This is a genomic window from Bacteroides oleiciplenus YIT 12058 (assembly GCF_000315485.1).
In the GTDB taxonomy this organism is placed as follows: domain Bacteria; phylum Bacteroidota; class Bacteroidia; order Bacteroidales; family Bacteroidaceae; genus Bacteroides; species Bacteroides oleiciplenus.
In genome coordinates, this window is record NZ_JH992940.1 from 1,085,422 (window position 1) to 1,099,360 (window position 13,939).

General features: G+C 43.9%; 11 protein-coding genes and 1 tRNA gene. 8 read left to right on the plus strand and 4 right to left on the minus strand.

Annotated features, from left to right (window positions below):
• Positions 1–227: 227 nt before the first annotated feature.
• Positions 228–1,925 (minus strand): energy-dependent translational throttle protein EttA, encoded by a 1,698-nt coding sequence (gene ettA / locus HMPREF9447_RS04705; protein ID WP_009128558.1) that lies wholly within the window; start codon positions 1,923–1,925, stop codon positions 228–230.
• Positions 1,926–2,153: 228 nt separating this feature from the next.
• Between ettA and HMPREF9447_RS04710 the strand changes: the two genes are divergently transcribed.
• Together HMPREF9447_RS04710 and HMPREF9447_RS04715 are read left to right on the plus strand one after the other, a co-directional pair.
• Positions 2,154–2,226: transfer RNA gene (locus HMPREF9447_RS04710), tRNA-Lys, on the plus strand.
• Between the two features lie 128 nt (positions 2,227–2,354).
• A complete protein-coding gene (locus HMPREF9447_RS04715) occupies positions 2,355–2,912 on the plus strand; it encodes a DUF3575 domain-containing protein (protein ID WP_009128560.1) in 558 nt (185 codons plus the stop codon).
• A gap of 3 nt (positions 2,913–2,915) precedes the next feature.
• Here HMPREF9447_RS04715 and HMPREF9447_RS04720 read toward each other — a convergent pair whose 3' ends face one another.
• Positions 2,916–4,628: a sensor histidine kinase gene (locus tag HMPREF9447_RS04720; protein ID WP_009128562.1), complete on the minus strand. Its 1,713-nt coding sequence runs from the start codon at positions 4,626–4,628 to the stop codon at positions 2,916–2,918.
• Between the two features lie 346 nt (positions 4,629–4,974).
• Here HMPREF9447_RS04720 and HMPREF9447_RS04725 point away from each other — a divergent pair, with 346 nt between their 5' ends.
• Positions 4,975–5,193 carry a hypothetical protein gene (locus tag HMPREF9447_RS04725; protein ID WP_009128563.1) on the plus strand — a complete coding sequence of 73 codons (219 nt, stop codon included), beginning with the start codon at positions 4,975–4,977 and terminating at the stop codon, positions 5,191–5,193.
• 123 nt (positions 5,194–5,316) lie between these two features.
• Here HMPREF9447_RS04725 and HMPREF9447_RS04730 read toward each other — a convergent pair whose 3' ends face one another.
• Positions 5,317–7,788: a glycoside hydrolase family 31 protein gene (locus HMPREF9447_RS04730; protein ID WP_009128564.1), complete on the minus strand. Its 2,472-nt coding sequence runs from the start codon at positions 7,786–7,788 to the stop codon at positions 5,317–5,319.
• An 88-nt stretch (positions 7,789–7,876) separates the two neighbouring features.
• The gene (locus HMPREF9447_RS04735) at positions 7,877–10,504 is read right to left on the minus strand and encodes a helix-turn-helix domain-containing protein (RefSeq protein ID WP_044137756.1); all 2,628 of its coding nucleotides are present in this window, start codon (positions 10,502–10,504) and stop codon (positions 7,877–7,879) included.
• Between the two features lie 347 nt (positions 10,505–10,851).
• Between HMPREF9447_RS04735 and HMPREF9447_RS04740 the strand changes: the two genes are divergently transcribed.
• The 5 genes from HMPREF9447_RS04740 (at position 10,852) to HMPREF9447_RS04760 (ending at position 13,928) form a co-directional block, all read left to right on the plus strand.
• Positions 10,852–11,346 (plus strand): DUF4251 domain-containing protein, encoded by a 495-nt coding sequence (locus tag HMPREF9447_RS04740; protein WP_009128568.1) that lies wholly within the window; start codon positions 10,852–10,854, stop codon positions 11,344–11,346.
• Between the two features lie 101 nt (positions 11,347–11,447).
• A complete protein-coding gene (locus HMPREF9447_RS04745) occupies positions 11,448–12,023 on the plus strand; it encodes a TMEM175 family protein (RefSeq protein ID WP_009128569.1) in 576 nt (191 codons plus the stop codon).
• A gap of 36 nt (positions 12,024–12,059) precedes the next feature.
• Entirely contained in the window at positions 12,060–12,878 is an 819-nt protein-coding gene (locus HMPREF9447_RS04750; protein ID WP_044137447.1) for a helix-turn-helix domain-containing protein, read from the plus strand.
• Between the two features lie 78 nt (positions 12,879–12,956).
• Positions 12,957–13,364, plus strand: coding sequence for a pyridoxamine 5'-phosphate oxidase family protein (locus tag HMPREF9447_RS04755; RefSeq protein WP_009128573.1), 408 nt, complete (start codon positions 12,957–12,959; stop codon positions 13,362–13,364).
• A 120-nt stretch (positions 13,365–13,484) separates the two neighbouring features.
• Positions 13,485–13,928 (plus strand): VOC family protein, encoded by a 444-nt coding sequence (locus HMPREF9447_RS04760; protein WP_009128574.1) that lies wholly within the window; start codon positions 13,485–13,487, stop codon positions 13,926–13,928.
• Positions 13,929–13,939 lie beyond the last annotated feature (11 nt).

Below are 13,939 nucleotides of genomic sequence, written 5' to 3' on the forward strand. Positions count from 1 at the left end.
TTGTTAATTAATTGTGTTAATTAGAAATGTTAATTAAGTATTAAATACTGTATCAAGACGCAAATATAATTAATAAGATTTAGATTTGTATTACATTTCTGCTACAAAATTTTAGAGTAAGTAGGAGTTATTGAAACTTTTTATAACAAAAAAGCCCTACAAGATTTTTGCAGGGCTTTCTATTTGTCATCAAAATATAATATATGCTATCAGATTCTCACCGATTATCAGTCATTCATCAGCTTTCTATAACGTACACGGGTAGGTTCTTCTTTCCCTAAACGTTTCTGTTTATTTTCCTCATATTCTGAATAAGAGCCTTCGAAATAGAAGACATTGGAATCACCTTCGAACGCAAGTATATGAGTGCAAATACGGTCGAGGAACCAACGGTCGTGACTGATGATTACGGCACATCCCGCAAAGTCTTCAAGACCTTCTTCAAGAGCACGAAGTGTGTTCACATCGATGTCATTGGTAGGTTCGTCCAGTAACAACACGTTACCCTCTTCTTTCAGAGCCATAGCAAGATGCAGACGGTTACGTTCACCACCCGAAAGTACACCGCAAAGCTTCTCCTGATCTCCACCGGAGAAGTTGAAACGTGACAGGTAGGCACGTGCATTGATATCACGGCCACCCATACGAATCAGTTCCGTACCGCCGGAAATAACCTGGTACACGCTCTTGTTCGGGTCGATATCACTGTGTTGCTGATCGACATAAGCCACCTTCACGGTCTCTCCTACTTCAAACTCGCCTTTATCCACGGTTTCCAGTCCCATAATCAGGCGGAACAGGGTGGTTTTACCGGCACCATTGGGACCGATGACGCCGACAATGCCGTTGGGCGGAAGCATGAAGTTGAGGTCGTCGAACAGAAGTTTGTCGCCATAGGCTTTTGCCACGTGCTTTGCTTCGATCACCTTGTTGCCAAGGCGCGGACCGTTGGGGATGAAGATTTCCAGTTTCTCTTCTTTCTCCTTGATGTCTTCGTTCATCAATTTATCATAAGAGTTCAGACGCGCCTTACCCTTTGCCTGACGGGCTTTGGGAGCCATGCGCACCCAGTCCAACTCACGTTCCAGTGTCTTGCGACGCTTGCTGGCAGTCTTCTCTTCCATCTCCATGCGCTTGGTCTTCTGTTCCAACCAACTGGAGTAGTTGCCTTTCCAGGGGATACCTTCGCCACGGTCGAGCTCAAGAATCCAGCCTGCTACGTGGTCGAGGAAGTAACGGTCGTGAGTTACGGCAATCACCGTACCTTCATATTGCTGCAAGTGCTGTTCCAGCCAGTCGATGGACTCGGCATCGAGGTGGTTGGTAGGCTCGTCCAGCAACAGTACATCGGGTTTCTGCAACAGCAGGCGACAGAGAGCCACACGGCGGCGTTCACCTCCCGAAAGATGCTCCACAAACTGATCTTCGGGCGGGCAACGGAGGGCATCCATGGCGCGTTCCAATTTACTGTCCAGATTCCAGGCATCGGTTGCATCGATGATGTCCTGAAGTTCTCCCTGGCGGGCAAAGAGTTTGTCCATCTTGTCAGCATCTTCGTAGTATTCGGGAAGACCGAATTTCTGGTTGATTTCCTCATACTCGGTGAGTGCGTCCACAATGGGTTGTACGCCTTCCATAACGATTTCTTTTACGGTCTTTGCAGGGTCAAGGTGAGGTTCCTGGGCAAGATATCCCACTGAGTAACCCGGTGAAAACACCACTTCGCCCTGATAAGACTTGTCCAACCCGGCGATAATCTTCAGCAAGGTGGATTTACCCGAACCATTCAGACCGATGATGCCAATCTTTGCGCCATAAAAGAACGAGAGGTAGATGTTCTTCAATACCTGCTTGTTGTTCTGCTGAATGGTCTTGTTCAGCCCTACCATAGAAAAGATAATCTTTTTATCGTCAACTGTTGCCATAAAGTTTTTAAGTGTATTATATTAATAATGTATATTCAATTTCAAATAGAGGAATCTTGTGCAAAGATAATGCAAACCGAGAGCAGAATAAAATGAACGAGTTCATTTTTTATGCAGAGGTGCAGCTTATCTTCGTTTTGTGACAAAGATAAGAAAAAAAGAAGAATCCTTTTGCATTTACGAAAAAAGTCTCTATCTTTGCACCCGCTTAACAGCAAAACAAGGATTGATTCAGTAGCTCAGCAGGTAGAGCACAACACTTTTAATGTTGGGGTCCTGGGTTCGAGCCCCAGCTGGATCACTAGAAAAGGAACTTTGAGAGTTCCTTTTTTTATTCAAAACAGATTAAAACATTTGACTAATAGCTCTTTACGAAAAAAATACAGAGAAAAGACTTTAACTAAATTATTATATCTAAACTGTTTCGTCATGAAGAAAAAATTACTATTGCTGGCCATCCTGGCTCTATCTTTATCTGCCGTTCAGGCTCAGACTCAACTTAAATGGAACGCTTTGTATTGGGCTATGGGTGTAGTGAATATGTCAGCAGAAACTAAACTTGCAAATAAGTGGACATTCAATGGAGATGCTGTATACTCACCTTGGAAAAGCATTGAGGGCAACCCTATGAGATTTGGCCAATTAATCGTAGAAGGCAGATATTACCCTAAAGGAGCATTCAACGGGCTCTATGTAGGAGGATATGGCAGTTATCACAAACTGTTTAAGGTCACTAAATGGAATTATATCAATCGTGATAGATATCAAAAAGGTAACGGCATGTCTTTCGGAGCAACCTTAGGTTATCAATTTAAAATTAACGACCGTTGGGCACTAGACCTTTTCGCAAGCTATGGGTGGCAACATTCCAGATATAGAGGTTATATGAAATCTACCGGAGAAATGTATGTGGGTAAAAATGCCAGTGCCGAATGGTTACCCTACAAATTAGGTGCATCCTTTGCCTATCGACTTGGAAAGAGATAAAGCTTAAGCCTTCATCACGCATGGGTGCGTAAACCAGAAGCATGAACCTTCTCCCTCGCGAGAGTTGACGCCAATTTTTCCGCCCACCCTCTCAACCAAGTTCTGGCATATCGCCAGTCCGAGTCCGGCACCTTGTACAAACGAGTCGAGCTTCACGAAACGATTGAAAATCTCATTCTGTTTTTCGGCAGGAATGCCTTCACCTGTATCCGTCACGCAGAAACGCACCTGATTGTCATCTTCCAAAGTATAAGAGAGAATGACCGATCCCTCGGTAGTAAATTTCAAGGCGTTGTTCACAAAATTAGAAAGCATCTGTGTAATCAGTTTCTCATCACCGTCAATCACCACCTGCGGTGAATTTTCATCGAAACGAAGTTCTACCACCCTGTCACGGGTTTTGCACAAGAAGGTGTTAATCACCTCGCGGCAAAGCATGAACACATCCACCCTTGCTATGGTAAGTTCTATTGTGCCGGATTCTATTTTAGAAATATCCAGAATATCGGAAATAAGTTTGAGCAGCAGTTCATTGTTTTTCTCTACTATAGTCATGTATGAGTGACGTTCTTCCACCTCTTCAGTTTCGGCAAGCAGGCTCGAAAAGCCTACAATGGCGTTAAGAGGAGTACGTATTTCATGGCTCATATTGGCCAGGAATGCCGATTTAAGCCTGTCCGATTCTTCAGCTTTTTCCTTAGCCTGAATCAGTTCCAGTTCCACCTGCTTACGGGTAGTGATGTCGGTAGCTAACTCCATGATTGCCCGCCGCCCGTCAGTCCATTTGAGCGCCGTGCTCTGGATGGTATACCAACGGTCAGTGGCAGGATTGTAGTCTTCCCAGAAGTGAACACCTGTGGGCTGATGGTCGGCATCGAACAGATTCGGCTTCGGGCAGTGCTTGCACACATCATCCAATCCTGCATTCAGCATTTTCCAGCATTTCGCATTTTCAGCAACCTGACCGGCCTCTTCCCTGAAAGATTTATTGGCAAAAAGCACTTTCAACGAGTCGTAGTCGCTAACAAAGATATTAGCATTGATATTATCCAATACCTTTTGCATCGTTTGCTGTGATTGTTGCAGGGTGGTTTCCACCTGCCAGCGTTTTGTAGCAGTGGATACAATCTGTGATATTTGGCTCATCAGTTCCACATCCTTTTCGTCCCATTGCTTATTCCAGCAAAAGTTAAACGAAAGGAAACCGAAGTGTACGCCCAACTGCGATAACGGAAAGACAGCAATGGCTTTTACGCCTTGTATTTCCAGCATTTGTGTAATGAAGGGGTCGAGCGAATAGATATCGGATGTACAAATGATATTGTCTTTTTCGAGCATATCAAACCAAGGTTTTCCTGCTTCAATAGTCATGCTCCGCAGATAATCGATGGCGGGCTCAATACCTCTGTTGCACCATTCGTAAGTGCAGCCATACGTAACTCCATCAAGATGATTTTCCCATGTTGCCAAACGGTCAACGCCGGTATAGCGACCGATTTCGGCAAGTGCCATATTCATGGCTGTGGGTATATCTGCTTCCAGTTGCAGTATCTGTAGTACTTTAATAAACAATGCCTGACGGCGATTGGTTGCTTCCAGTATTTCCTGACTGGCTATCAGGTCTCTGGATTTCTCTTCGACCATTTGCTCAAGTCGAGTACGGTATTGCTCCAATTCTACATCAACCTGCTTTGGTTCGGATTCCGTTAATTTCATAGTTTGACAAATAACAATAAATAAAATATAAAGATCACTTCAGACTCTGATGAGACAGACTCTATATTCTGCAAATATATGCATTTATTTTAATTCCGGAAATAAATCGATAAAAAGGTCTCTTTTGTAGCGGATTTGAACAAAGCAGCCTTGAGCTGCGCTAAAATATCATTTGATTCATTTCTTTGCAGTGGGGATTCATCATATCCGAAAGTTACCGATTTCATCCCCTATTTTCCTTATTTCATCGGAAATGGCAAAGGAATTCGTCTATTAGACCTATTCCGGAAATAGTTTCAGGATTATCTTTGTGCTCCATATCAAAACACTAAAAACAATGAGAAAAATGGAAGACTGCATTTTAATTTTCCGAACTTCTATAGTCAGGAAACAGGATGTGAAAAGAGTAGGAACATTGCTCGCAAAATATCCACAGATTCATAAATGGAACGTAGATTTTGAAGACTGGGAGAAAGTATTAAGAGTAGAATGTCTGGGAATGAATCCGGCTGAAATATCGGATGCACTGCGAACGATTAATATTTGTGCAAAGGAGTTGGAATAAAATGCATAAATGTGATCTCAAAACAAATAATAGTAACTCTATTCTCCTTCTCCGGAGAGGAGGAGAATAAAGTTACTTCTATTTATATTGAACTTACAATAATATAAAAACACTATTGTCCGATTACAACTTCACAACTACTTTCTTTCCTCTGTAAGAAACTGATTTATCGAATGCCATCGTATCTTCATCGCCACAGCCTTTGCCCGGCTCTACCACCACAAAGTTGAACTTACGATTCTTCAGCATCCCCTTGTAGCTACCCTGACGGTCAGCAATCGTGAGGATGCGTTCTTTATCATCCCACTTCATGGTAATGGTAGTGTAAGCCCCCTTTTCGTAATTGTAGTTATCAAACTCATCTTCGTAAAGAGTAAATTCGGCATCAGCACCCGGATAAATCCTAACAGTCAGATTATCCCATTTCTTCTCTGTGGAGTATTGCACAGCCGGTCCCCAGGGAAGAATGGAACCCGCACGGACATAAATCGGCATTATGTCGATAGGAACTTCACGCTGAATAGTCTGTCCGCCTTCAAGCGCCTGTCCGGTCCAGAAGTCGAACCAACGGGCACCTTGGGGCAAGTACACATCTGTCTTGCCGACCTTGCTCATATCTTTCAAATGACCGTTTTGCTCTTTATCCTGCCAGGTATAAAGAGAATCCGTCACCGGACGAACGAGGAAGTTACGACCAAACATGTATTCAGTATCCATATCAAGCACTTTCTTATCTTCGGGAAAGTCCATCATCAACGGACGGATAAAACTGCCGGCTTTGTCGGTCACTTCCCATGAGGTACTGTAAACGTAAGGCAACAGACGATAACGCAAGTGAGTATATTTTTCCAACGCATCATAAGCCCAGTCACCCTTCTTGCCGAACTGGTAGATTTCCACAGCCACCGGACCGGAATTATGCGAACGCATAATCGGCTGGAATGCACCCCATTGATACCAACGGGTATGTAATTCGTGATAGGCGACATTATCTACCGTATTATTATACTTCCAGGCAAAGAAACCTCCTAAATCTGTGTTCCAGTAAGGAATACCGCATAAGGAATAGTTGAGACCCGCCGCAATCTGTTTGCGCATAACAGACCAGTCCGAAACCACATCACCGCTCCAGGAATGCGAAGCATAGCGTTGCTGCCCCAAGAAGGACGAACGGGTAAGTAAGAAGACACGCTTATCAGTAGTCACAGCACGCTGATGCTCATAAACTCCCTTGTTTGACATCAGCGGAAAAGCGTTGTGTACTCTGCGGAACGAGCCTAAATAGGTGGGAGTATTGAAATCCTGGTCTTTGACATTCAAATGGTCCGGTTCGGTTGAGTCGAGCCACCAGGCATCCATACCCAGGTCGAAGATATTCTTTTTCATTTCGGCCCAGTAGATGTTGCGGGCGACCGGATTGAACGGGTCGAAAGGTCTTACTCCGGCATTGGGTGGCCATGTGTCGAAGTGAAGCAAAGCTTTCAGGCTGTCCATCTTCTGATACATTTCCGTCCAGGGGCCAAAAGAAGCCCATACGGAAATCATGATGTGAGCATTCTGTTTATGCACATAGTCTATCATCTCTTTCGGGCTCTTGATGCGCGGAGTGCCATAGCGTGCATTCTTGTCTTCACCGTTCGGAAGATATTTCATGTATTCAGGATCACCCATCTTATTGATGTAACGAGGATTCTGGAATTTCATGGAGTTCCAGTTCGAGTCGCATCCCCAATATTGCCAGTCCTGAATGATACCATCCAAAGGTACTTTCAGGTCACGGTATCTATCAACAACTTCGCAGAGTTCGTCAGGGCTCTTGTAGCGTTCACGGCATTGCCAGAAGCCCAAAGTCCAGAGAGGATAAAGGGGAGCTTGTCCGGTCAGGTCGCGCACACCGGCTATCACACCATCGGCATTACCTCCATAGATGAAATAATAATCGGCACAATCGCCTACTTCCGAGTCAAACGACATCTCCTGCGGATTATCCAGGAAAGTGGTAGGAGAATAATTGTCCACATACAAAGCATAGCCTTTGACGGAATGAATGAACGGAATGCAGATACTCATGTTCTGGTTGCGAAGGAAAAGTTTCTGATTACGTTGGTTCACCTTGCCCGTCTGCTGCTGTCCCAGACCGTAGATGACTTCATCTTTATCCAACAGGAAAGCCTGGCGAACATTAAAAGCAGGAACTCCCGCATCATCAAACGGGGTGAACTGGGTTCCGTAATCCTTGTCCGTCAGCATACGTTTCCCTGACTTATCGAAGAAATGGATACCTCCGGTTTCGGTATTCACTTCCACCCGCACGGCACCACTGCTCAACGTCACATTTTTGCCGTTTTCGCCGAAAGTCACCGGGGTAGTTTCGGGAGTTTTGATAATGACCAGACTTTCTTTATTGCAGGATGTCTGCATGGGTGTTTTATAAACCCGGACGATGGTGGGCGAGTAAAACTCCACACTAACATCCATTCCTTGTGTAACATACTTGATGCCCTGAGGCGTGCGTTGCACATTTTGCGCTACGCTACTTGTGGCAACAAGGGCTGCCGATACCAGCAAGAAGCCGACTTTTTTAATAAGATTCATTTTCATGGTTTTTAAGTGTTTTATGATGTTGCAAAAGTAGGGCGTAAGGACGTCTGGCGGGCAACAACCATGTTGAAAGCAACAACAATCATGTTGATTTCTTCATCTTTTCGGCATATTCGGAGGGGCGGCAACCGTACATTTCCTGAAAACATTTACTCAGATAGCTGGAACTGCTAAAACCTGTGCGTTCTGCAATTTCGGTAATGCTGAGGTCGCCTTCCACTAGTAATTGGGCTGCGCGCTGCAAACGGATGTTACGGATAAAAAGGCTTGGAGACTGGTCGAGCATAGTCACCAGTTTCCGGTAAAGCCCGGTGCGTTCCATGCAAAGGTCACGGCTCAGTTGCTCTACAGAGTAACCGGAGACGTGCAGGTTCTTCTCTACCTGTTCGATGGCACGGGCAAGGAATGCGGACTCGGCGACATCCTGTTTTGGAGAATGGGGTGTTTCAACGGTGTTGCAGGGTGAGGGAGCATTGCTTTCTTCCGAACGGGCTTTCTGCTCGTTTTCATAACTATTGCATTGCTCTATGAGGTTACGAATACGGAGGAGAAGAATTTCTTCTTTATGTCGACGTTCCATCTTTTTACGGGTCCAGTAGACATAAAGGCGGATACCGGCTATAATTACTACTAATAATGTTACTATATATAAGGTGTAAGCAGTAGTCGTTTTCCACCAAGGGGCATGGATAATGAGAGACAGCTCCTTCACTCTCCCATCCCATTTCAGAATGTTGTCCGAGGCCATGACCCTGAAAATGTATTTTCCCGGAGAGAGGTCGGTATAGGAAGCCTGAAGGATACCTGTGCCGTCTGTTCTCCCATTCTGTCCACCGGCAAAGACATGATTCCAATCTTTATCGATGCCTTCCAACTGATAGCGGTAATAAGTACGTTCACCATTCAGATAGTTCAGGGCGGAAAATTCAAAAGTAAGGAAGTTCTGGTTATAATCCAATTCTATATTTTCGGTGTAAGGGGGTGTTTGAGGAAGGATAACACGATCACCATACTTTTCTCCTGTATTTACTTTTTGACCATACAAACGTAAAGTGGTAAAAACGGGAGTATAAGGCAGTCCCGGAGCTATCGGCTCACTGTCCGGACGAAATACATTAAAGCCATCGATTCCTCCGAAATAGAGGGTGCCGTCAGAGGCTTCGAAGATGGCTCCCTGCACATACTCTCCCTCCAAAGCACCGTCTTGCCGGTTGAAATTGATAAAGCTAACATCATGATTATCCGGATTGACGTGAATGCGGGAAATGCCATTACTGGTGGTTACCCAAATATCATTATGCCGGTCTTCATGGATGGCCTGTACGAAGTTATTGCTAAGACCGTTTTCACAATAGAAGATGTGTGATGTCTTTTTTCTATTGGTGAAAAGTTCCAGTCCATCGGATGTTCCACCCCATGTCCAGCCACGTGAATCGGTGCAGAGAGCGGTATAGTTCTTACCCCTGAATTGGTATCCCGAGGCACTTCTTTGCAGTTGACTGGACAACTCAGAAGAGATAGAAGATGCGCTAAGCGGAATTAAAAGCAAAGAGCCGTCTTTGCTATCAGCCAACCGATAGATATGGGAATGATTTCTCAAATAGATATTGCCCACTTCGTCTTCAGCAAAACATTCAACGACTACATCTTCTTCAAGAGAAACAGGGAAAAAACTGCGACCGATGTATGCCAGTTTATGCATAGCCGGGTGATAATATAGCAATCCACGGTTCAAAGTTCCTACCCATAGTCCACCCTGCAAATCCTGAAAGATAGTACTGATTTCAGTTGAGACAATCTGCCCTTTCCTGGTCTTTAACAGAGGAAGATATTGATGTGCTCCATTCACCAAATCAATGATCCAGAAGCCGTGAATACAACTGATATATGCTTTTTCATCACCCGGAAGGATGACCAGAGTATTAAGTGTGTACTCCTGCTCAAATATCTTTTTCCATGTCCGGTTCTGCCAGTCGAAATAGAATAAGCCGCCTTTACGCCCATTTCGCAACTGATAGAATCCCTTACTGCCTTTGACTACGAGAGAGGTTCTCCAGAAATCTCCCCGTTCGGATGGAGGGTAAGCGGAGGTGGTATATAACTCTTTCTGATTCCCGAGGTCGTAGCAAACAACTTCGCCTGTGTCATAAAATAGATACAAAGCATTATCCTTTGCATTCACATCTTGTAGTACTCTTGGGTCATTGTCAGGAAGGAGGATACACATTCCGCTACCCAGTTCTTGCAAGGCATTAGACATGAGTAACCATGTACGGCCCAAGTCGTCTACAAAAAGGTCTTCTAAAGGTCGGGGTATGCTCTTGCCTTGAAAGTAGGAAGCTAAATCGGTGATGTATTGTTCCTTGTAAAGATCGATACACATCAATTTATGATTGTCTTTAATCCATAACAGAGAGTCTCCGCTCCGGTAAATACGGTAATATCCGTCGTATTGCTGCAATGGATATACATCTTCTGCGGTGCGATGAAGATAAGAGAAGTGCACGCCATCATACAGGTTGACATTGCCACTGGTGGTGAATACCATCCGTCCGTCCGGCAATTGAAGAATAAAACGTATCTGGTTATCGCTCAGGCCATTTGAGGTATTGATAGACGTAAACAGGAAATCGCCGGCATAAGCTGTCAACGTTATCCTGAAGCATAAGAAAAGGAGTAATGCTATCTTTATGTTTTTCACGTTATTCACCGGCACTGCAATAGGCTTGTTTGTTCGGGATACAAATATAATGGATTTTACTTAAAATTTTGTGGTTTTAGTATTTCATTCCGCCATAAAAATACACAAAACCCAAAGCCTCTCCAGTATTCGTAAGTTACGTCCCGGACTGAACCTATTTCAGTATACGACTGAATAGGGTTCAGTATACGACTGATCCCTATTCAGTCGTATACTGATTCCCTCCCCTCTCAGAAGAGATTCTGGAGTGCCTATGGAGAAATAAATCTAAATATCATTAAAAGAGTACACATTCATTTGGCATTATCTGTATATTTGATTGTTACTCATATATAAACGATTAAAACATAGTATGTATGAAAACGATCCGAATGCTTTTCTTCTTACTGCTGGTGGCAGTAATCAGTGTTTCTACTCTTTCTGCACAGACCAAAAAAGAAAAGAAAGAGATGAAACAGCAAGCCGTAAAGGAACTGGTCTTATCTGAAAAATATAAAATAGATGTGAACAGAGCACTTCCCGCAAGAGGACGTTCCGTTTCACTCACTTCCCCCTATTCGGTAGAAGTAAGGAATGACTCCATCATATCCTACCTCCCCTACTACGGACGTGCCTACTCCATTCCGTATGGTGGTGGCGAAGGGCTGAACTTCAAAGCTCCAATCAATGATTATAAGATAGAGTGGGACAAGAAGGGAACTGCCAAAATCCAGTTCACTGCGCGGAGTGCGGAAGACAGGTTCAGTTTCAACATAGACATTTTCAGTAATGGCTCGTCGTCGATATTCGTGAATATGCAGAACCGCCAGTCCATCAGCTTCCAAGGCGATCTGGATATACCAGAGAAATAGATAACAGACATCTATATACCTGTCAGCAAAAAAATCCCTGAGAACGGAAAACGAAACCACTTCATCTTTGTTGTATATTCAGAAGTGTAATACAGACGAATATGAACAAAGGGAGATTAGAAGCTTTTAGCGATGGGGTAATGGCTATCATCATCACTATCATGGTATTGGCAATGGATACACCCGATGAAGTGACACTAAAGGCGCTGCTTCCGGTTGTTCCGGTATTTGTGAGCTACCTGCTCAGCTATATCTATGTCGGCATTTATTGGATTAACCATCATCACATTATGCAAGTGACGCACCGCATCAACAGCGTCATTTTGTGGGCAAACCTACATTTGCTTTTCTGGTTATCACTGGTGCCGTTCACCACAAACTGGATTGGTAAGAATCACTTATCACCTGTACCTGTAGCTTTCTACGGAGGGGTATTACTGATGAGTGCCATTGCTTTCCGCCTACTCGAAAATACACTGATACGCTATCATGGCGAAGACTTCCCACTGAGGAAACTCCATGCCGGAGGAAAGAAAGAAAAGATATCCATTCTTATTTATTTCAGTGCCATACCGCTTGCCTTTGTCTGTGTATGGATATCTATTTTCTTATATTTCCTGATGGCTTGCCTGTGGGTGATGCCGAGCAAACGACTGGAAAAGGAGATGGAAAAATAAAAATTGCTATCTTTGCGAGCAAGACCTATTATATATATGTACAAGGAATACTCGCCCTGCCCCCTGCTCTCTCCCTATATCGATAAATATTGGGAATTAAAAGGCAATCCCGGATATGGAATGCGCATCAATATATTGCCTGACGGATGTACAGACTTCATCTTCACTCTTGGAGAAGCAACACAAGCTGTAAACAGTGATTTGAAGATGAAACCTTACCGTGCCTATTTCATCGGTCCGATGAATACCTATTCGGAATTAACGACATATACAGAAACGATTCATATGCTGGGCGTTCGCTTTCTGCCTTGCGGATTATCTCGTTTCATCCGGCTTCCCCTGCACGAACTCACTAATCAGAGAATGAATGCCGACGAAGTCAGCAATTTCTTCGATACTTCATTCACTGAAAGGTTGTGTGAAGAAAGTAGTTTCGGAGACCGAGTGAAAATTATAGAAGAGCTATTCATCAGGTCGTTATACAAACATGATTTGCCAGCAGACTCGCAGATTATATTTGCCATAGAACAGATAAACCGATACCAGGGAAAACTGTCTATACAGTCGCTTATGGATGATATTTGTCTGTGCCAGCGGCAGTTCGAACGCAAATTCAAGATGAATACCGGATATACTCCCAAGATATACAGCAGGATTATGAAGTTCAAGAATGCCGTTGACCTGCTGAGAAACAATACTTGCGACAATCTGCTGTCGACCGCTGTCCATGCAGGATATTATGACGTGCCACATCTGTCAAGGGAGATAAAGAATTTATCCGGCAGCACCCCCTACTCCTTCATGAGCCGACCGACATCAGAGGAAGAAGCCACGCTGACTTATGTTGAGCCATAAATGTCGTTTTTGTACAATGAAGCAATATCTCCGACTGCTTATATTTGCACCATTCAATCAATTAAACAGATTATAAAAATGGAAACACTTGAAAAGAAAGCCGCAGAAATGCTTCAAAAGAGCGAAGTAGTAGTTCTCACTTCTATAAACCAGGAAGGTTATCCACGCCCAGTGCCGATGAGCATGGTGAAAGCTGAAGGTATCTCAACCGTCTGGATGTCCACCGGAGATACCTCATGGAAGACGGAGGACTTCCGCAAAAATCCGAAAGGCGGTTTATGCTTCTACGCTCAAGGAGACAGCGTTTGCATGACCGGTGATGTGGAGGTAATCACAGACGCGGACATCAAACTGGAACTTTGGCAGGACTGGTTCATCAATCATTTTCCCGGCGGACCAACCGACCCGACTTATGTTATTTTAAAATTTAAATCCAATCATGCCACTTACTGGATTGAGGGGAAATTCATCCACAGAAAAGTTTGATAAGAGACAGTCTGTATCGTTTGGAGGTAAATACGATTTTTTGAAATGCCAGCCAATAGGATGATTGTATTTGCATCTTGATTATAAAAAAACAAATTACAAACCATTAATCAGTAAACAATGAAATTCAACAACGTAAGATTATTAGTAAAAGACTTCGCCAAATGCTTCAAATTCTACACCGAACAACTCGGATTAGAACCAGCCTGGGGAGATGAAAATAGCGGATACGCCAGTTTTACAGTAGCTGACGGAATAGAAGGCCTCGCTCTTTTTGTATCCGACTGGATGGCACCTTCGGTAGGCAATGTAGATAAGCAACAGCCCGTTGCAATGCGCGAAAAATCAATGGTCTCATTCAGTGTAGATAACGTAGACGAAACCTTTGCCGCCCTAAAAGCAAAAGGCGTGACGTTTATCAATGAACCTACAGATATGCCCGATTGGGGGATGCGTACCCTGTACCTGCGTGATCCCGAAGAAAATCTTATAGAACTCTTTACCCCTCTGGCACCGGAGCAATTTAGCCAGGAACTCCTCGAAGAAGATAAGAAATTTCAATAAGAGATATTGCT